The following is an 18,832-nucleotide window of genomic DNA, read 5'->3' on the forward strand; positions in this document are numbered from 1 at the left end:
TTTGAGAGCCCGATCATGTCTCGTTCCGAAACCCTGTTTGCCAATGCCCAGAAACACATCCCCGGTGGCGTGAACTCGCCGGTCCGTGCATTCAAGAGCGTTGGCGGCACGCCGTTGTTCTTCAAGCATGCCGAAGGCGCCTACGTCACCGACGAAGACGACAAGCGCTATGTGGACTACGTCGGTTCCTGGGGCCCGATGATCCTGGGCCACAGTCACCCGCAAGTCCTGGATGCCGTGCGCAAGCAGCTTGAACACGGCTTGTCCTACGGCGCGCCGACCGAGATGGAAACCCAGATGGCGGATCTCGTCTGCTCGCTGGTGCCGTCGATGGAAATGGTGCGCATGGTCAGCTCCGGCACCGAAGCGACCATGAGCGCGATCCGCCTGGCCCGTGGCTTTACCGGTCGCGACAGCATCATCAAGTTCGAAGGCTGCTACCACGGCCACTCCGACAGCCTGCTGGTCAAGGCCGGCTCCGGGGCCTTGACCCAAGGCGTGCCGAGCTCGGCGGGTGTACCCGCCGCGTTCGCCAAACACACCCTGACCCTGCCATTCAACGACATTGATGCCGTCGAGGCCATGCTTGCCGAAGTCGGTCAGGACGTGGCGTGCATCATCGTCGAACCGGTCGCTGGCAACATGAATTGCGTGCCGCCGGCCCCAGGATTCCTCGAAGGCCTGCGGACCCTGTGCGACAAGCACGGCGTGGTGTTGATTTTCGACGAGGTGATGACCGGTTTCCGTGTTGCCCTTGGCGGCGCCCAGGCTCACTACGGCGTGACACCGGACCTGACCACCTTCGGCAAAATCATTGGCGGCGGCATGCCGGTCGGTTGCTTTGGCGGCAAGCGTGAAATCATGTCGCGTATCGCCCCGCTGGGTCCGGTATACCAGGCCGGTACATTGTCGGGTAACCCGCTGGCGATGGCGGCGGGCCTGACCACCTTGCGCCTGATCAGCCGCCCGGGCTTCCACGACGAACTGACCGACTACACCACTCGCCTGCTCGACGGGTTGCAAGTGCGAGCCGATGCGGCTGGTATTCCCTTCGTGACCACCCAGGCCGGTGGCATGTTCGGCCTGTACTTCAGCGGTGCCGACGACATTGTGACCTTCGACGACGTGATGGCCAGCGATGCCGCCTTGTTCGGCCGCTTCTTCCACTTGATGCTCGAAGGTGGCGTATACCTGGCGCCAAGCGCTTTCGAAGCCGGCTTCACCTCGATCGCCCACGGCGAAGTCGAGCTGAAACTGACCCTGGATGCCGCCGAGCGCGCCTTTGCTGCGCTGAAGTAACGCCGTAGCGCTGACGCTGGCCATTGCCGGCGTCAGCCTTCACTCCTGCCCTTTTTCCTGCTCATCTGCTAATAATCCCTGTTAAGTGGCCGATATATTTCCCGCGCAGCAGAAAAACGAGTAAAGACTTTGTAAGGTTGGCCCTGCTTATTTCATAATGCGCGCTTATTGGATCCCCTCGATGGGTCCGCGCGCCCCTCAGAGGTAAGTCGATTCCCATGAACCGCACCGGCCGCGCCCTTTCACTGGGCTGCCTGTTGCTCCTTCAGCCCCTGCTCGCGCTCGCACAAGCAGGCGGTAACTCGTTGTTAATCCCAGCGATGGGTCGCTGCACCCTCAATACCCAGCCGCAAGACCTGGAACAGGCACTGGCTGCCTGCCAGAAAGCGTCGGATGAAGGGGATGCCCAAGCGCAATACGAGTTGGGTGAGTTCTACTACGATGGGAATAACGCGCCACGCGATCTCAATAAAGCCCTGAACTACTTCGAAAAAGCCTCGCTGCAAGGCCATGCGCAGGCCCAATTCAAACTCGGCACCATGTTCTTTCACGGCGAGGGCGTACCGGCCAATAATATTCAGGCGTACATCGTACTGAAGATGGCGGCGGTCAACGGTGCGGAAGAAGCCTTGGACACGGCCGACGAAGTCGCCGAGAAGATGCCGCGCCAGGAACTGGAAGTCGCCACTCAGGTGCTGGGGCAAATCTTCCGTAAATACCTGATGGAATTGCAGAGTGCCGATGGGCGGACGCCGTTCGCGCCGCTTCCCTGACTTCAGTATTGATCTGACGGCCCCTTCGCGAGCAGGCTCGCTCCCACAGTTGATCTATTGTGGGAGCGAGCCTGCTCGCGAATGAGGCGACTCGGTCTTGAAGACTACTTCTCAGGCATCGGCACCGGAAACGGCATCACATTGCCGACCGTGCCGCGGGCTTCGCTGATTTTCGGTGTACCCAGGCGCTCGACCTCGTCGATGCGCACGATCGAATGCATTGGCACGAAACTGCGCACGACCCCTTCGAACTGGGCCTTGAGCTTCTCCTCGCTCGGGTCTACGACTACCTGTGTGCGCTCGCCAAAGACGAACTCTTCCACTTCCAGGAAGCCCCACAGATCGCTTTGATAGATCTGCTTGGCGTACATTTCGAACACCTGGCCCTGATTGAGGAAAATCACCTTGTAGATTGGAGCTTCACGTTTGGTCATGGTGGGCGAGCAACACATCGGGGGATAAAAATGAGGGCGCGAACTATAGCATAGCCGCCGGACGCGCAGCGGTAGGAACCTGAGTGCATGTTCCCTATAATGCGCGGTTCTTTGAATCACGTGATGACTCTATCCATGGCCAAGAAGCTTTACATCGAAACCCACGGTTGCCAGATGAACGAGTACGACAGCTCGCGCATGGTCGATCTGTTGGGCGAACACCAGGCCCTGGAAGTCACGGCGCGCGCTGAAGACGCCGACGTGATCCTGCTCAACACCTGCTCGATCCGCGAGCGCGCCCAGGACCGTGTCTATTCCCAACTGGGCCGCTGGCGCGAGCTGAAGCTGGCCAACCCGGACATGGTAATCGCCGTCGGCGGTTGCGTAGCCAGCCAGGAAGGCGCCGCCATTCGCGACCGTGCGCCCTATGTCGACGTGGTATTCGGCCCGCAGACCTTGCACCGCCTGCCGGAAATGATCGACGCCGCGCGCATCACCAAGCTGCCGCAAGTCGACGTCTCGTTCCCCGAAATCGAAAAATTCGATCACTTGCCCGAGCCACGCATCGATGGCCCGAGCGCCTACGTGTCGGTGATGGAGGGTTGCAGCAAATACTGCACGTTCTGCGTGGTGCCCTACACCCGCGGTGAAGAAGTGAGCCGCCCGTTCGACGACGTGATTGCCGAAATCATTCACCTGGCCGAACACGGCGTGCGCGAAGTGACGCTGCTGGGGCAGAACGTCAACGGCTATCGCGGCAAGACCCATGACGGTCGCCTGGCGGATCTGGCCGAACTGATCCGCGTGGTCGCCGCAGTCGATGGCATCGACCGCATCCGCTACACCACCTCGCACCCGCTGGAATTCTCCGACAGCCTGATCCAGGCCCACGCCGAAGTACCGGAGCTGGTGAAACACCTGCACCTGCCGGTGCAATCGGGTTCGGACCGCATCCTCGCGGCGATGAAACGCAACCACACGGCGCTGGAATACAAATCCAAACTGCGCAAGTTGCGCGCTGCCGTGCCGGGCATCTGCATCAGTTCGGACTTCATCGTTGGTTTCCCCGGCGAAACCGAGAAAGACTTCGAACAAACCATGAAGCTGATTCAGGACGTCGGTTTCGACTTCTCCTATTCGTTCGTCTACAGCCAGCGCCCGGGCACTCCGGCCGCCGACCTGGTCGATGAAACCCCGGAAGAGCTGAAAAAAGAGCGCTTGAACGCCCTGCAACATCGCCTGAACCAGCAGGGCTTTGAAATCAGCCGACAAATGGTCGGTACGACTCAGCGGATTCTTGTAACCGATTACTCCAAGAAAGACCCTGGCGAGCTGCAAGGGCGAACCGAGAATAACCGTATCGTCAACTTCCGCTGCGACAATCCGACCCTGATCGGCCAGTTTGCCGATGTGCACATCGACGCCGCACAGCCGCACTCGCTGCGGGGCTCGTTGATGTAGGAGCCGGCTTGCTGGCGATGAACGATAACGCGGTGCGCCTGATGTACCGTGGCGCCCCTATCACCAGCAAGCCAGCTCCTACAGGGCGGTGTTTTGCGTTGCGATATTTAAGAGCTTTCGCACCCGCGCCACTGGCGCTATCCTTGAATCATCCCAATTGCCCCAGGGCGGCTAAATACGACCTTGAACGCACCCATCGAACCACATCGTTTCATCCTCGAGCCTTTCGAGGCCCGCCGCTTTGCCAATCTGTGCGGGCAGTTCGACGAGCACCTGCGCTTGATCGAACAGCGCCTGACTATCGAGATCCGCAACCGCGGAAACCAGTTCGAACTGATCGGCGAGCGTAAGCACACCACCTCCGCGGAAAACCTGCTGCGCCGCCTGTACCGGGAAACCAAGGGTACCGAGTTGTCGCCGGACATGGTTCACCTGTTCCTGCAGGAATCGGCCGTCGAAGAGCTGGACAACCATTCGCCTGCCGATGCCTCCGTCGCCCTGCGCACCAAGAAAGGCATGATTCGCCCTCGCGGCTTGAATCAAGTGCGCTACGTGAAGGAAATCCTTGGCAACGACATCAACTTCGGCATCGGCCCGGCCGGTACCGGCAAGACCTACCTGGCCGTCGCCTGCGCAGTGGATGCCCTGGAGCGTGAACAGATCCGGCGTATCCTGCTGGTGCGTCCGGCGGTCGAAGCCGGTGAAAAGCTCGGCTTCCTGCCCGGTGACCTGTCGCAGAAAATCGACCCGTATTTGCGCCCGCTTTATGACGCGCTCTACGAAATGCTCGGTTTCGAACACGTCGCCAAGCTGATCGAGCGCCAGGTGATCGAAGTGGCCCCACTGGCGTACATGCGCGGCCGTACGCTGAACAACAGCTTCATCATCCTCGACGAAAGCCAGAACACCACGGTCGAACAGATGAAAATGTTCCTGACCCGGATCGGTTTCGGCTCCACCGCCGTCATCACCGGTGACATCACCCAGGTCGACCTGCCTAAAGGCACCAAGTCCGGGCTGCACCACGTGATCGAAGTGCTTAAGGATGTTCCGGGTATCAGCTTTACCCATTTCATGCCCAAGGACGTCGTGCGTCACCCGCTGGTGCAGCGCATTGTCGAGGCCTACGAGCGTTTCGAAAATCGTGCCATCGATGAAACGCCAAAGGACAGCCGACGCGATGCTTGAGCTTGATCTGCAAATTGCGACTCAAGCGCCCGCCCCCAGCGAAGCCGAGTTCCGCCAATGGTGCGAACTGGCCTTGCGCCAGCGCAGCGCCGACTCCGAGATGACCATTCGCCTGGTCGACGAAGCCGAAGGCCGCGAACTGAATAACACCTGGCGACAAAAGGATTACGCCACCAACGTCCTGTCGTTTCCTGCCGATGTGCCGGACGAGTTCCTCGACATCCCGCTGCTGGGCGACCTGGTGATCTGCGTGGCCGTGGTCGAGCGAGAAGCCGTCGAGCAGGGCAAGGAGCTCAAGGCCCATTGGGCGCACCTGGTGATTCACGGCTGCTTGCATCTGCTGGGTTACGACCATATAGATGACGACGAAGCCGAAGAGATGGAAGCACTGGAACGAACGTTGCTTGCAGAACTGGGCTATCGCGATCCGTACGCGGACGACGAAACCGATTTATCCCCTACCGAAACAACAAAGGATTCAGAGTAATCGCTATGAGCGAAGATCGATCGAGCAACGGGCAGAAGTCTTGGCTGGGTAAGCTCACCCAGGCTTTTGCCCACGAGCCGAAGAACCGCCAGGAGCTGCTGGAGCTGCTGCGCGATGCACATCAGAACAAACTGCTGGACAGCGAAGCGCTGGCCATCGTCGAAGGCGCTATCCAGGTTGCCGACCTGCAAGTACGGGACATCATGGTCCCGCGCTCACAGATGATCAGCATCAAGGCGACCCAGACACCCCGCGAGTTCCTGCCTGCCGTGGTCGATTCGGCCCACTCCCGCTACCCGGTGATCGGCGAAAGCCACGATGACGTGATGGGCGTGCTGCTGGCCAAGGACTTGCTGCCGTTGATCCTCAGGGAGAACGGCGACAGCTTCAACATCAAGGACCTGCTGCGCCCGGCTACCTTCGTGCCGGAATCCAAACGCCTGAACGTGTTGTTGCGTGAGTTCCGCGCCAACCACAACCACATGGCCATCGTCATTGACGAATACGGCGGCGTGGCAGGCCTGGTGACCATCGAAGACGTGTTGGAACAGATCGTCGGCGACATCGAAGACGAACACGACGTCGAAGAAGACAGCTACATCAAGCCACTGCCCAGCGGCGACTTCCTGATCAAGGCCCTGACGCCGATCGAGAACTTCAATGAGTTCTTCGACAGCGAATTTTCCGACGATGAGTTCGACACCGTGGGTGGCCTGGTGATGAGCGCGTTCGGGCACCTGCCAAAACGCAACGAAATCACCGAAATCGGCGCCTATCGCTTTCGCATCCTGAACGCCGACAGTCGGCGGATTCATTTGCTGCGACTGACACCTATCGCCCGGTAAAAACCTAAGGATTGAAATGCGCTGGACAACCCGCCCCGGCTGGCCCGGTAACCTGCTGGCCGTGGCGGCCGGTGCAATCACCACCCTGGCCCTGGCGCCGTTCGATATCTGGCCACTGGCACTGCTGGCGGTCGGGCTTTTCTATGCCGGCTTGCGTGAACTGAATCCCCGGCAGGCCTTGGGCCGTGGATGGTGTTTCGGCTTCGGCCTGTTTGGCGCCGGTACCAGTTGGATCTATTACAGCATTCATCACTTCGGTGGTGCATCGGTGCTGCTGGCCGGCTTCCTGATGTTGATCTTCACCGCGGCGATTGCCTGGTTCTTCGCCCTGCCTGCCTGGATTTGGGCGCGCTGGCTGCGACGCAACGAAGCACCGCTGGCGGACAGCTTGGCATTTGCGGCGCTGTGGGTCGGCCAGGAAGCATTTCGAGGCTGGTTCCTGACCGGATTCCCATGGCTCTACTCCGGCTACAGCCAGCTTGACGGCCCGCTGTCCGGCCTCGCGCCTGTCGGCGGGATGTGGCTGATATCCTTTACCTTGGCCCTGACGGCCGCCTTGATCTACAACGCCATGCGCCTGGTGCGCACCGGACGCAAAGGTTTCATCGCCGTGGGCATTGCGCTGCTCGCTGGCCCATGGGTGGCCGGCATGGCGCTCAAGCAATACGCCTGGACCAGCCCATCAGGCGCGCCACTGAGTGTCGCGGCGCTTCAGGGCAACATCGAACAGAGCATGAAGTGGGACCCGGCGCAGCTCAACGCGCAATTGGAACTGTACCGCGACATGAGCTTCAGCTCGAAACGGGTCGACTTGCTGATCTGGCCGGAAACCGCAATCCCGGTGCTCAAGGAGTCTGCCCAGGGCTACCTGGACATGATGGGCAAATTCGCCGCCGAACGGGATTCGGCCATGATCACCGGCGTGCCGATCCGCGAAATGGTCCATCACGAAAAACGCTTTTACAACGGCATTACCGTGGTCGGCGAAGGCGATGGCACCTACCTCAAGCAGAAGCTGGTGCCGTTTGGCGAGTACGTGCCTTTGCAGGATGTGCTGCGTGGCCTGATCGCGTTCTTCGACCTGCCCATGTCGGACTTTGCCCGCGGCCCTTCCGACCAGGCCATGCTGCAGGCCAAGGGGTACCAGATTGCGCCGTTTATCTGCTACGAGGTGGTGTATCCAGAGTTCGCCGCCGGCCTTGCCGCGCAAAGCGACCTGCTGCTGACCATCAGCAACGATACCTGGTTCGGCACGTCCATCGGCCCGCTGCAGCACTTGCAGATGGCGCAAATGCGCGCGCTCGAGGCCGGCCGCTGGATGATCCGCGCCACTAACAATGGCGTGACCGGCCTGATCAACCCGTTCGGCCAGATCACCACGCAGATCCCGCAGTTCGAACGCGGCATCCTGTACGGCGAAGTGGTGCCCATGCACAACCTCACACCGTACCTGCAATGGCGTTCATGGCCGCTGATCATTGTGTGTGTGCTGTTGTTTGGCTGGGCGTTGATTGCCAGCCGGATGGCCAAGACCGTCTGAATATTTGTGGCGCCTGCAAAAGATCGCAGCCTGCGGCAGCTCCTACAGGGGATTGCATTCCAAATGTAGGAGCTGCCGAAGGCTGCGATCCTTTGATCTTCAGCGGTAGAACAACCAATACCCGACCTGCCCCGCAGCCTCATTCAACAACTGCCCACTGCGCCAGATCGCCTTGAACTCCGGCATCCATCCGCCCAGGGGCTCGGCGTTGTCCACGCTCAAGAATCCCACTGGCGCCGGCACCACTTCAAACCCGGCCTTCTGAAAACTCCAGACCGCTCGCGGCATGTGCCAGGCCTGGGTAACCACCACCACGCGCTTGATGCCTTCAGGCAACAAGACCTCGGCGCTGAACGTAGCATTCTCCCAGGTGGTGCGACTTCGCCCTTCCTGCCAACGCACCGCCACGCCAAAATCATCGTGCAATGAGTCCGCCATCAGCTTGGCCTCGGTGGGCGGCGTGCCATAGTGCAATCCGCCACTGGTCAGGATCGGCAAGCCCGAAGCCTTTGCCAAGCGAGCGGCATAGCGCTCTCGCTCAAGTGCCATCCCGGTGGGTTGATCACTGCCCCACGCCAGGTCGCCCCGCTCCCGCCCGGCGCCCAGCACTACGATCGCATCGGCGCGCTGGGCCAACGTTGCCCATTCGTCGCGTGCCAAGGGTGCCTCACGCTCAAGAAGCCCGGCGCCCCACTGCACCATGACTGGCAGGCTCATCAACCAGAAACCACCCACGCCCAGGGCGAAGCACCCAGCGGCAAGTCGCGGTCTTGAGCGGCGCCACCACCAGGCGAGCACCAGCAACAGGATAAGAACGCCGGGCGGCATCAGAAGGTGTTTGACGAAATAGCGAAAAGGCATCGGGCATCTCCTTAAAGATGCCCGAAGCCTAAGTGGGTTGACGCAATGCGACAATAAATACGCAAGGACTATGCTTCAAAATACCGTGGAGCATGGCTCTATGCCTTATTTGCACTGCAGGGACCGGACCTTTACCGCGTCTCTGCCAGCTACTTTGTCCTTGAGCCAGATAATTTTGGCTGTGCGTGGTGCGTCGAGTTGCTTCACTGCCTCAGACAAGCATCCGTGTGTCTCACGCTCACTGCGATCGAGGTACGCCTTGACCAATGCAAACTCTGCGGGGCTCAGGCCACGCAACTCCAGCTCCAGTGGACGCTCATCACGCAACCGGCCAGCGGTTTTCGCCGCATCCAGGGCCATTCCAAGACGGTCAATCAGTCTTTCGTACAGCTCCGGTTTTGTAACTTTTTGCCGTGACTCAACCATCCCTCACCTCATTGGAAGATAAGAACTACTCCCCAGTTAGAGCTTAGCTTCCATCGACAAACCGGCTGGACGCCGCGACCAACGGCCCTCGCAGCGGTTTTCACGAGACGCGCGGCAGTAATCAGGGTTTCCCTCGATAGAGTGCGGTCATGTATGCTACGGCGCTTCCTGTAACTCCACTTCCAGCTCCTCTGGGCAACGAAAAACGCCAAATTGGCGTGTTCACCGTCCAGCGTCGCATTGAAGAGGATTAGGCCACCCCTATTCAGTTCAAAAGTAGCCATGCACGAACAATATCAGCCCCGTGAAATCGAAGCCGCCGCCCAGTCATTCTGGGATGAGCAAAAGTCCTTTGAAGTCAGTGAACAGCCAGGCAAGGAGACTTACTACTGCCTGTCGATGTTCCCTTACCCCAGCGGCAAGCTACACATGGGGCACGTGCGCAACTACACCATCGGCGACGTGATCTCCCGCTACCAGCGCATGCAAGGCAAGAACGTCCTGCAACCCATGGGTTGGGACGCCTTTGGCATGCCGGCGGAAAACGCCGCGATGAAGAACAACGTAGCGCCCGCCAAGTGGACCTACGAAAACATCGCCTACATGAAAAGCCAGTTGCGCAGCCTGGGCCTGGCGGTGGACTGGTCGCGCGAAGTGACCACCTGCAAGCCCGATTACTACCGCTGGGAACAATGGCTGTTCACTCGCCTGTTCGAAAAAGGCGTGATCTACAAAAAAAGCGGCACCGTTAACTGGGACCCGGTCGACCAGACCGTCCTGGCCAACGAGCAAGTGATCGACGGCCGCGGCTGGCGTTCCGGCGCGCTGATCGAAAAGCGCGAAATCCCGATGTACTACTTCAAGATCACCGCCTACGCGGATGAGCTGCTGGAGAGCCTCGACGAACTGACTGGCTGGCCTGAGCAGGTCAAGACCATGCAGCGCAACTGGATCGGCAAATCCCGCGGCATGGAAGTGCAGTTCCCGTACAACGTCGACTCCATCGGCGAAGCCGGCACCCTGAAAGTCTTCACTACGCGTCCGGACACCCTCATGGGTGCGACCTACGTTGCCGTGGCCGCCGAGCACCACCTGGCCACCCTGGCCGCGCAAAACAACCCCGAGCTGCAAGCGTTCATTGCTGAATGCAAGGGCGGCAGCGTTGCTGAAGCCGACGTTGCGACCCAAGAGAAAAAAGGCCTGCCAACCGGCCTGTTCGTCGAGCACCCGTTGACCGGCGAAAAACTGCCAGTATGGGTCGCCAACTATGTGCTGATGCATTACGGCGACGGCGCAGTCATGGCGGTTCCGGCGCACGACGAACGCGATTTCGAGTTCGCCCACAAGTACAACCTGCCGGTCAAATCCGTGGTTCGTACAAGTGCAGGCGACACCAACCCTGCCCCGTGGCAAGACGCCTACGGCGAGCACGGCACGCTGATCAACTCCGGCGAGTTCGACGGCCTCGACTTCGTCGGCGCCTTCGACGCCATCGAAGTCGCACTGATCAAGAAAGAACTCGGCGCTTCGCGCACCCAGTTCCGCCTGCGCGACTGGGGCATCAGCCGTCAGCGTTACTGGGGCTGCCCGATCCCGATCATCCACTGCACTACTTGCGGTGACGTGCCGGTGCCGGAAGATCAATTGCCCGTCGTACTGCCGGAAGACGTCGTTCCCGATGGCGCCGGTTCGCCACTGGCGCGCATGCCCGAGTTCTACGAGTGCAGCTGCCCGAAATGCGGCCAGCCTGCCAAGCGTGAAACCGACACCATGGACACCTTCGTCGAGTCCTCGTGGTACTACGCCCGCTACGCCTCGCCGCACTTCGAGGGTGGCCTGGTAGAAAAATCCGCAGCCGACCACTGGTTGCCGGTGGATCAGTACATCGGCGGCATCGAACACGCGATCCTGCACCTGCTTTACGCGCGCTTCTTCCACAAACTGATGCGCGACGAAGGCCTGGTCAGTTCCAACGAGCCGTTCAAGAACCTGCTGACCCAGGGCATGGTGATCGCCGAGACCTACTACCGTCGTGAAGCCAACGGCGCCTACACCTGGTTCAACCCGGCGGACGTCGAGCTCGAGCGCGACAGCAAGGCCAAAGTCATCAGCGCCAAGCTGATCGCCGACGGCCTGCCGGTGGAAATCGGTGGCACCGAGAAGATGGCCAAGTCGAAGAACAACGGCGTTGACCCACAGTCGATGATCGACCAGTTCGGTGCCGACACCTGCCGCCTGTTCATGATGTTCGCCTCGCCGCCTGACATGAGCGCGGAATGGTCCGATTCCGGGGTAGAAGGTTCGCACCGCTTCCTCAAGCGCGTCTGGCGCCTGGCTCAAGCGCACGTCACCCAGGGCCTGCCGGGCCAACTGGACGTCGCCGGCCTCAACGACGAGCAGAAAGCCATCCGCCGTTCGATCCACCAGGCGATCAAGCAGGCCAGCCACGACGTCGGCCAGAACCACAAGTTCAACACCGCCATCGCCCAGGTGATGACGCTGATGAACGTGCTGGAAAAAGCCGCACAAGGCACCGAGCAGGATCGCGCGCTGGTTCAGGAAGGCCTGGAAACCGTGACCCTGCTGCTGGCACCGATCACGCCGCACATCTGCCACGAGCTGTGGCATCGCCTGGGTCACGCCGATCCGGTGATCGATGCCGGCTGGCCTGTGCTGGACGAGAGCGCGCTGGTGCAAGACAGCCTGACGCTGGTTATCCAGGTGAACGGCAAGCTGCGCGGCCAGATCGAAATGCCGGCCAGCGCCACTCGCGAAGAAGTCGAAGCCGCCGCCCGGGCCAACGAAAACGTGCTGCGTTTCGTCGATGGTCTGACCATTCGCAAAGTGATCGTGGTGCCCGGAAAACTGGTCAACATCGTCGCCAGCTAATTGGATCAGGCGCCTGGCCGTGCCGGGCGCCGAACAAAACCTTACGGGCCGCTCGATTGGCCCACATGGTTTCAAGGGGAGCAACACAATGATCAAACGCAACTTGCTGGTGATAGGGCTCGCGGTCCTGTTGAGCGCCTGCGGCTTCCAGCTGCGCGGCACCGGCACCACCGACCTGGCACTCAAGGAACTTGACCTGAGCGCCCGCGACGCCTACGGCGATACCGTGACGCAACTGCGCCAGATGCTGGTGAGCAGCGGCGTCAAGGTCTACAACGGCGCCCCTTACAAACTCATCCTGACCGACCAGCAGGAATCCCAGCGCATCCTCAGCTACGCTGGCGCCGGTCGTACGGGCGAATATCAACTGAGCACGGTGCTCAGCTATGACATTCGCGGCCAGGGCAACCTGCCCCTGCTCAACGACAAGCTCGAAGTGCAGAAGGTGTTCATCCATGACGGCAACAACCTGGTAGGTTCCGACCAGGAAGCCGCCGACGCTCGCAAGGAAATGCGTCGCGAGCTGGTTCAACGCATGATGTTGCGCCTGCAGCAATTTACCCCGGCCCAGCTGGACCAGTTGCAGCAGACTGCCGAAGCCAAGGCCAAGGCGGAAGCCGCGGCACTGGAAGCGGCGCAGAAGGCTGAGGCGAACACGCCGCGTCAGTCGCCCATCGACCTGCCTCGGCAGTAAGACTTACGGGGCGCTGTGGCGCCCCGTTTGCCCTCTCTTATGAAGCTCGCTCCCGCCCAACTCGCCAAACACCTGCAAGGCGCCCTCGCGCCGGTTTACGTCATCAGTGGCGACGACCCCTTGCTGTGCCAGGAAGCCGCCGACGCCATCCGCGCGGCGGCTCGCCAACAAGGCTTCGACGAACGCCAGGTGTTCGCCGCCGACGCCAGTTTCGACTGGGGTACCTTGCTGCAAGCCGGCGCCAGCATGTCGCTGTTCGCCGAAAAACGCCTGCTGGAATTGCGCCTGCCTTCCGGAAAACCCGGCGACAAAGGTGCCGCTGCACTCATTGAATACTGCTCGCGCCCGGCCGAAGACACGGTGCTGTTGATCAGCCTGCCGAAGCTCGATGGCAGTGCGCAGAAAACCAAATGGGGCAAGGCGCTGGTCGAAGGCCAGCAGACCCAGTTCGTCCAGATCTGGCCGGTGGATGCCAACCAGTTGCCCAGCTGGATCCGGCAACGTTTGTCCCAGGCCGGGCTATCCGCCAGCCAGGACGCCGTCGAGCTGATCGCCGCACGGGTGGAGGGCAACTTGCTGGCCGCCGCCCAGGAAATCGAAAAACTCAAGCTGATGGCCGAAGGCGGCCAGATCACCATCGAAACCGTACAGGCCGCGGTGGCCGACAGTGCGCGCTTCGATGTTTTCGGCTTGACCGACGCCATTCTCAATGGCGAAGCCGCCCATGCGCTGCGCATGCTTGAAGGGCTTCGCGGTGAAGGTGTCGAGCCCCCGGTGATTCTCTGGGCCCTGGCCCGGGAACTACGCCTGCTGGCCAATATTTCGTTGCAATACAGCCAGGGTACCCCACTGGACAAGGCCTTCAGCCAGGCCAGGCCGCCGGTGTGGGACAAGCGTAAACCGCTGATGAGCAAAGCCCTGCAACGTTATTCGGCACAACGCTGGGCGCAATTGTTGCTCGAAGCCCAGCGCATCGACGCACAGATCAAGGGCCAGGCGGCGGGTTCGCCGTGGATGAGCTTGAGTCGCCTGACGCTGTTGATGGCTGGGCAGAAACTGTCGTTGCCCGCAGAATAAGGCTTGGCGCCTTCGCTCCTACAGGAAAGACGTCCGAAAGGTCCTACATATTGTAGGGACTAGACAGAACCCCAAATTCGGCCGATGATTTGCCCCGCAAAAACCACTCCACTTGCGAGAGCCCATCATGAGCAGAAAGCCATCTAAACATGGCCCCAACAAGGCCAAATCCATCGTCGCCCAGCCCTTGTTCCGCAGCCGCCAGGAACGCGCCGGCAAAGGCAAAGGCAGCTACCGCCGCGAAGCCTTCCAGTCTGACAACTGGGAGGCTTCTTACTTTCTGGCGGCCTGAAAGGCAAGCATTCGCTCAACATGTTAAGGTCTGTACCTGATTCGTTTGCCCTGGACCCGTGCATGCCCCTTTGTCTTTCCCGTCGTTGGCAGTTTCGCCAATTGATTGCTGCCTCCAGCCTCATTTTGCTAGTCGCCTGCGCGGAAAAACCCACCGCCGCCGACGCCCAGCCAATTCAGACCCTCCCTGTCGCCACCGCCCCGGCGGTCACCGCGCCCGTGGTTCCGAGCGGTGAAAACCTCGACATCCAGCCAACCCAGACCTTCGCCGAATGGCAGGCGGGTTTTCGCAAGGACGCCCTGGCCGCCGGTATCAGTGCCGGCCTGTTCGACCGCGCCTTCGCCAATGTCAGCTTCGACCCGGCCGTGATCCGTGCCGACCGCAGCCAACCGGAATTCGCAAAACCGGTGTGGGAATACCTCGATGGCGCCCTGTCGCCGCTGCGCGTTCGCAAAGGCCAGGCATTGGTCGACCAGTACGCTGGCATCCTGCAAAGCATCGAACAACGCTACGGCGTCGACCGCCAGGCGCTGGTCGCGGTGTGGGGCATGGAAAGCAACTTCGGCCAGTTCCAGGGCAGCAAGTCGGTGATCAACTCCCTGGCAACCCTGGCCTACGAAGGCCGCCGCCCAGGCTTCGCTCACGCACAATTGATCGCCGCCCTGCAAATCCTCCAGCAAGGCGATATCGAACCCGACAAAATGCTGGGTTCCTGGGCGGGCGCCATGGGCCAGACCCAGTTCATCCCGACCACCTACAACACTCACGCCGTGGACTTTGATGGCGACGGTCGCCGCGATATCTGGGGCAGCGCCACCGACGCCCTGGCGTCGACCGCCCACTACCTGCAAAGCTCCGGCTGGCAAAAAGGCCAGCCGTGGGGCTTCGAAGTGCAGTTGCCGGGCAACTTCAACTACGTTCTCGCCGATGGTTCGATTCGCAAGAGCGTTGCCGAATGGCGGCAAATGGGCGTAGTGCTGCCAAACGGCGGCCAGTTCCCGGCAGGCTCCGAGCAATTGTCCGCGGCGCTGTTGTTGCCAGCAGGCTACCGCGGCCCGGCCTTCCTGGTGCTCGACAACTTCCGCGCGATTCTCAAGTACAACAACTCGTCGTCCTACGCCCTGGCGGTGAGCCTGCTGTCCGAGCGATTCAATGGCGCAGGGCTGATCAGCGGCACGTGGCCCAAGGATGATCTACCCCTGAGCCGCACCGAACGGATCGAACTGCAAAACCTGCTGAGTGCGCAGAACTACGATGCGGGCACTGCCGACGGGATCATTGGTGCCAACACCCGCAAGGCGATCCGTAGCGCCCAGCAGTCATTTGGCTGGCCGGCAGACGGGTATCCGACGCACAAATTGCTGGAAGGGTTGCGTAACCGCTAAAGCTTTATCGCTGTAGGAGCGAGCATGCTCGCGATGAACCCGAGAACACCGCGGGGTGTCAGATTTCCCGCATTATCGTTCACGACCATCGCGAGCATGCTCGCTCCTACCTACCGCCTTACGACATTCTGCTCCAGAAACAGTTGCTGGCTCCCCGCATCCAGCTTCACCAAAGCGCCCATCGGCAGAGTCAGGTTCGGATTGCAGTGCCCGCTGCGCCACCCGGCCAGTACCGGGATGCACAAGGGTTCCAGGGTCTGCCTGAGCAATCGGTCCAGGGCCTGGGCCTCTACCCCCGCTATATCACCTACCAGAACCCCACGCAGCTTGTGCAGCACGCCCGCGAGGCGTAGATGGGTCAGCAGCCGGTCGATGCGGTACAGCGGCTCGTTGATGTCTTCGATAAACAGGATGACACCTGCTGCATCGATCTCGTAAGGCGTGCCCATGGTTGCAGCAATCATCGACAGGTTGCCGCCCAGAAGGCGCCCATGGGCGACACCCGGCACGATCGTCGTCAAGGGCCGGCCAACCGGATGGGCAAGCACCATGCCGGCCCTGTACTGGCCCCTGAGCATGTTGAAGAAGGAGGACTCGGTCGGTGGTAGCCGCTCACCCAGCAGATCGGCATTGAGCAGCGGGCCATGGAAGGTTACGAAACCCGCATAACGGCTGATTGCCAGGTGCAGCGCGGTAATATCGCTGTAACCGATGAATGGCTTGGCGTTTTGGCGTAGCAGCGGGAAATCGATGCGATCAAGCAACCGCGGCGTACCGTAGCCACCGCGCAGGCAAATGATGGCATCGACCTCAGGGTCAGTGAACGCGGCGTGCAGGTCATTGAGTCGCACTTCGTCGCTGCCGGCAAGATAGCCGTCCTTTTCGAACACTCCGGGAAATATCCGCAGCGAATACCCACGAGCACGCATCCAGGCGATGGCTTTTTTAGTGTCCAGCGCGGCCGGACCTGCAGGCGCGATAACAGCGATCAGGCCTTGCATCGGCAAAGCCGGTACAGGCGTGTGAGGAAGCAGCGTCGGGTCAGGTCTTGCGTTCATCCATGGATCTCCCTGCGTGAAAACATCAAACACACATTAGTCAGGAACGTAGACAAACAGAAGCGGATCAAGCATCGCGCAGTCGCAGGAAAAGACTGATGTCGCTGTGGGACAGGCAAAAAAAGCCCGCAAGGCCGATTGAACGTTGCGGGCTGTTTTTCATGACCGAATCAGGACGACATCAACTCGGCCTTGACCAGCTTGGCCTGCTCGTCGGCGTGGTAGGAAGAGCGTACCAGCGGGCCGGAAGCAACGTTCTTGAAGCCCATCTTGTAACCTTCCTCGGCGAACCAGGCAAAGGTGTCCGGGTGCACGAAACGCTGCACCGGCAAGTGGCTGCGCGACGGTTGCAGGTATTGACCCAGGGTCAGCATGTCGATGTCGTGCTCGCGCATGCGCTTCATGACTTCGATGACTTCTTCATCCGTTTCACCCAAACCCAGCATCAAACCGGATTTGGTTGGGATATGCGGCATCATCTGCTTGAAGCGTTGCAGCAGGGTCAGCGACCACTGGTAGTCCGAACCCGGGCGCGCGGCCTTGTACAGGCGCGGCACGGTCTCCAGGTTGTGGTTGAACACATCCGGTGGCTCGGCGGCGGTGATTTCCAGGGCGATGTCCATGCGGCCACGGTAGTCCGGGACCAGGGTTTCGAGCTGCACGTTCGGCGACAGCTTGCGGATCTCGCGGATGCAATCGGCAAAGTGCTGGGCACCGCCGTCACGCAGGTCGTCGCGGTCTACCGAGGTGATTACCACATATTTCAGTTTCAGGTCGGCAATGGCGATGGCCAGGCTTTCCGGCTCGTTGACGTCCAGTGGCTTCGGACGGCCGTGGCCAACGTCACAGAACGGGCAACGACGGGTGCAGATGTCACCCATGATCATGAAGGTCGCGGTTCCGCCGGAGAAGCACTCGCCCAAGTTCGGGCAGGAGGCTTCTTCGCACACACTGTGCAACTTGTGTTTGCGCAGCAACGCCTTGATACGGTCGACTTCCGGTGAGACCGGAATACGCACACGAATCCAGTCAGGCTTCTTCGGCAGCTCGGTGGTCGGAATGATCTTTACCGGGATGCGTGCAACCTTCTCGGCGCCGCGCAGCTTGACGCCGGCTTCAACCTTGGGACGCGGGGCCGGGCGCTCAGTGACATCGAGCGTCGGGATCATGGTTTGCACTGCATCAGTAGTCATATCAGTCGATTCCGCCCGTGAGGGTCGTCTGCTCAGCATAGTCGAGGTGTTTGACGAGCTGCGCGCGCAGCCGGGCACTTACCTCGGCAAATTCAATCGATCCTGCGTGATCGCTCAGCTGGGTCATCGCCAGCCCGGCGTAGCCGCAGGGATTAATCCGTCGAAACGGTTCCAGGTCCATGTCCACGTTCAGGGCCAGCCCATGAAAGGAACAACCGTGGCGGATCCGCAGACCCAGGGAGGCGATTTTCGCGCCATTGACGTACACGCCCGGTGCATCGGGCTTGGCCGCCGCCGTCACACCGTAGCTGGCGAGCAACTCAATGAGGCATGACTCCATGCGAGTCACCAGGTCACGCACGCCGAACCCCAGCTTGCGCACATCCAGCAACAGGTAGGCCACCAACTGCCCGGGGCCGTGATACGTCACCTGGCCACCGCGATCAACCTGCACCACCGGGATATCTCCCGGCACCAGCAAGTGCTCGGCCTTGCCGGCCTGGCCCTGGGTGAAGACTGGCGGGTGCTCGACCAACCAGATCTCGTCGGCGGCATCGCTGCCACGTTCGTTGGTAAAGCGTTGCATGGCATGCCAGACCGGCTCGTAAGCCATCTGGCCAAGTTCGCGAAAGCCCAGCGTGCCGGACATCACAGCACCATGTGCACGAAACCGGTGGCCCGCAGTTCGCTGTTGATGTTGTACAGCTGGTCCTGGTCGGTCGCAACGATGTGCAACTGGATCGTGGTGTATTTGCCGTTGGTGCTCTGGCGTTCATCCACACGGTCATGGTTGATCGTCGCATGCTTCTTGACGATCGCAATGATCTTGTCTTTGTTGCCCACACCGGTATCGCTGATCACCTTAACCGGGTAATCAACGTTGGGGAATTCGATCTTAGGCGCCTTTACTTCGGTATCGGTCATGGCGTA

At 60.7% G+C, this 18,832-nt stretch carries 19 protein-coding genes; 12 read left to right on the forward strand and 7 right to left on the reverse strand.

The features are described from left to right. Positions 1 to 15: 15 nt before the first annotated feature. Both hemL and HGP31_RS27530 read left to right on the forward strand, forming a co-directional pair. Complete coding sequence (gene hemL / locus HGP31_RS27525) at positions 16 to 1,299, forward strand: glutamate-1-semialdehyde 2,1-aminomutase (protein WP_168758991.1); 1,284 nt, start codon at positions 16 to 18, stop codon at positions 1,297 to 1,299. A gap of 218 nt (positions 1,300 to 1,517) precedes the next feature. Further along, a complete protein-coding gene (locus tag HGP31_RS27530) occupies positions 1,518 to 2,072 on the forward strand; it encodes a tetratricopeptide repeat protein (protein WP_020798737.1) in 555 nt (184 codons plus the stop codon). A 104-nt stretch (positions 2,073 to 2,176) separates the two neighbouring features. On the opposite strand, the gene HGP31_RS27535 is transcribed toward HGP31_RS27530, so the two are convergent. Further along, on the reverse strand, positions 2,177 to 2,506 hold the full coding sequence (locus tag HGP31_RS27535; RefSeq protein ID WP_008066015.1) for a DUF1820 family protein: 330 nt from the start codon (positions 2,504 to 2,506) through the stop codon (positions 2,177 to 2,179). A gap of 135 nt (positions 2,507 to 2,641) precedes the next feature. Here HGP31_RS27535 and miaB point away from each other — a divergent pair, with 135 nt between their 5' ends. From miaB to lnt, 5 genes are all read left to right on the forward strand, one after another. Beyond that, positions 2,642 to 3,967: a tRNA (N6-isopentenyl adenosine(37)-C2)-methylthiotransferase MiaB gene (gene miaB, locus HGP31_RS27540; RefSeq protein ID WP_020798739.1), complete on the forward strand. Its 1,326-nt coding sequence runs from the start codon at positions 2,642 to 2,644 to the stop codon at positions 3,965 to 3,967. 183 nt (positions 3,968 to 4,150) lie between these two features. Further along, positions 4,151 to 5,155 (forward strand): PhoH family protein, encoded by a 1,005-nt coding sequence (locus HGP31_RS27545; protein ID WP_020798740.1) that lies wholly within the window; start codon positions 4,151 to 4,153, stop codon positions 5,153 to 5,155. After that, a complete protein-coding gene (gene ybeY / locus HGP31_RS27550; protein WP_020798741.1) occupies positions 5,148 to 5,642 on the forward strand; it encodes an rRNA maturation RNase YbeY in 495 nt (164 codons plus the stop codon). The genes HGP31_RS27545 and ybeY overlap by 8 nt, the downstream gene beginning before the upstream one ends. A 5-nt stretch (positions 5,643 to 5,647) precedes the next feature. After that, entirely contained in the window at positions 5,648 to 6,487 is an 840-nt protein-coding gene (locus HGP31_RS27555; RefSeq protein ID WP_020798742.1) for an HlyC/CorC family transporter, read from the forward strand. Positions 6,488 to 6,503: 16 nt separating this feature from the next. After that, positions 6,504 to 8,027 carry an apolipoprotein N-acyltransferase gene (gene lnt / locus HGP31_RS27560; RefSeq protein ID WP_020798743.1) on the forward strand — a complete coding sequence of 508 codons (1,524 nt, stop codon included), beginning with the start codon at positions 6,504 to 6,506 and terminating at the stop codon, positions 8,025 to 8,027. A gap of 99 nt (positions 8,028 to 8,126) precedes the next feature. Here the strand turns inward: lnt and HGP31_RS27565 are convergent, their stop codons facing one another. Both HGP31_RS27565 and HGP31_RS27570 read right to left on the reverse strand, forming a co-directional pair. Then, a complete protein-coding gene (locus HGP31_RS27565; protein ID WP_168758992.1) occupies positions 8,127 to 8,888 on the reverse strand; it encodes a YdcF family protein in 762 nt (253 codons plus the stop codon). Between the two features lie 105 nt (positions 8,889 to 8,993). Then, a complete protein-coding gene (locus HGP31_RS27570; protein WP_020798745.1) occupies positions 8,994 to 9,314 on the reverse strand; it encodes a hypothetical protein in 321 nt (106 codons plus the stop codon). A gap of 282 nt (positions 9,315 to 9,596) precedes the next feature. Between HGP31_RS27570 and leuS the strand changes: the two genes are divergently transcribed. From leuS to HGP31_RS27595, 5 genes are all read left to right on the forward strand, one after another. Then, entirely contained in the window at positions 9,597 to 12,203 is a 2,607-nt protein-coding gene (gene leuS, locus HGP31_RS27575) for a leucine--tRNA ligase (protein ID WP_020798746.1), read from the forward strand. 88 nt (positions 12,204 to 12,291) lie between these two features. After that, positions 12,292 to 12,897, forward strand: coding sequence for an LPS-assembly lipoprotein LptE (locus tag HGP31_RS27580; protein ID WP_020798747.1), 606 nt, complete (start codon positions 12,292 to 12,294; stop codon positions 12,895 to 12,897). A gap of 39 nt (positions 12,898 to 12,936) precedes the next feature. Then, positions 12,937 to 13,974 (forward strand): DNA polymerase III subunit delta, encoded by a 1,038-nt coding sequence (gene holA, locus HGP31_RS27585; protein ID WP_020798748.1) that lies wholly within the window; start codon positions 12,937 to 12,939, stop codon positions 13,972 to 13,974. 127 nt (positions 13,975 to 14,101) lie between these two features. Then, positions 14,102 to 14,266 (forward strand): alternative ribosome rescue factor ArfA, encoded by a 165-nt coding sequence (arfA, locus tag HGP31_RS27590; protein ID WP_020798749.1) that lies wholly within the window; start codon positions 14,102 to 14,104, stop codon positions 14,264 to 14,266. A gap of 62 nt (positions 14,267 to 14,328) precedes the next feature. Then, on the forward strand, positions 14,329 to 15,651 hold the full coding sequence (locus tag HGP31_RS27595) for a lytic murein transglycosylase (protein ID WP_033044787.1): 1,323 nt from the start codon (positions 14,329 to 14,331) through the stop codon (positions 15,649 to 15,651). A 110-nt stretch (positions 15,652 to 15,761) separates the two neighbouring features. Here the strand turns inward: HGP31_RS27595 and HGP31_RS27600 are convergent, their stop codons facing one another. The 4 genes from HGP31_RS27600 to HGP31_RS27615 all read right to left on the reverse strand — a co-directional run bounded on the left by HGP31_RS27600 (position 15,762) and on the right by HGP31_RS27615 (position 18,826). Then, on the reverse strand, positions 15,762 to 16,709 hold the full coding sequence (locus tag HGP31_RS27600; protein WP_020798751.1) for a S66 peptidase family protein: 948 nt from the start codon (positions 16,707 to 16,709) through the stop codon (positions 15,762 to 15,764). 170 nt (positions 16,710 to 16,879) lie between these two features. Beyond that, positions 16,880 to 17,878, reverse strand: a complete 999-nt coding sequence (lipA, locus tag HGP31_RS27605; protein ID WP_162276382.1) for a lipoyl synthase — start codon at positions 17,876 to 17,878, stop codon at positions 16,880 to 16,882. 25 nt (positions 17,879 to 17,903) lie between these two features. Continuing rightward, complete coding sequence (gene lipB / locus HGP31_RS27610) at positions 17,904 to 18,551, reverse strand: lipoyl(octanoyl) transferase LipB (RefSeq protein WP_020798753.1); 648 nt, start codon at positions 18,549 to 18,551, stop codon at positions 17,904 to 17,906. Continuing rightward, complete coding sequence (locus tag HGP31_RS27615) at positions 18,551 to 18,826, reverse strand: DUF493 domain-containing protein (protein WP_020798754.1); 276 nt, start codon at positions 18,824 to 18,826, stop codon at positions 18,551 to 18,553. Before HGP31_RS27615 ends, lipB begins: the two co-directional genes overlap by 1 nt. Between the last annotated feature and the right edge of the window lie 6 nt (positions 18,827 to 18,832).

Source organism: Pseudomonas umsongensis (assembly GCF_012647205.1).
Classification (GTDB): Bacteria; Pseudomonadota; Gammaproteobacteria; order Pseudomonadales; family Pseudomonadaceae; genus Aquipseudomonas; species Aquipseudomonas umsongensis.